The organism is Rahnella sp. CJA17(1/100) (assembly GCF_963881615.1).
Taxonomy (GTDB): domain Bacteria; phylum Pseudomonadota; class Gammaproteobacteria; order Enterobacterales; family Enterobacteriaceae; genus Rahnella; species Rahnella aceris.
Window position 1 is genome coordinate 1 of the sequence record NZ_CAWOJA010000066.1, and the last position, 447, is coordinate 447.

At 54.4% G+C, this 447-nt stretch carries 1 protein-coding gene; it reads left to right on the forward strand.

The features are described 5' to 3' along the window. The coding region (locus AACU55_RS22110; protein ID WP_240785712.1) for a phosphoenolpyruvate-utilizing N-terminal domain-containing protein at window positions 1–447 on the forward strand (447 nt) is incomplete at both ends.

Here is a 447-nt window from a genome sequence, read left to right on the forward strand (position 1 = left end):
TCAGTAAACGTTTCGCGGCGAGTGCGCAGAAAGAAAGCGCAGCGATTTTTGACCTCTACTCTCACCTTCTTAATGATGCCCGTCTCAAACGCGAACTGTTCGCCCAGATAGATCAGGGTGCAGTGGCGGAGTGGGCCGTCAAAAAGGTTGTCGAAGAATTTGCGGCGCAGTTTTCCAGCTTGCAGGATACCTATCTGCGTGAGCGTGGCAGTGACTTACGGGCGCTGGGGCAGCGGCTGGTGTTTCATCTTGATGATACGATCCAGGGCAACACGCAGTGGCCAGAACGTTTTATTCTGGTTGCAGATGAACTGACAGCCACTTTGCTGGCTGAAATGCCGCAAGACCGTCTGGCAGGCGTTGTGGTTCGCGATGGTGCAGCTAACTCACATGCGGCGATTTTGGTTCGCGCAATGGGCGTGCCGACCATTATGGGCGCTGATATAC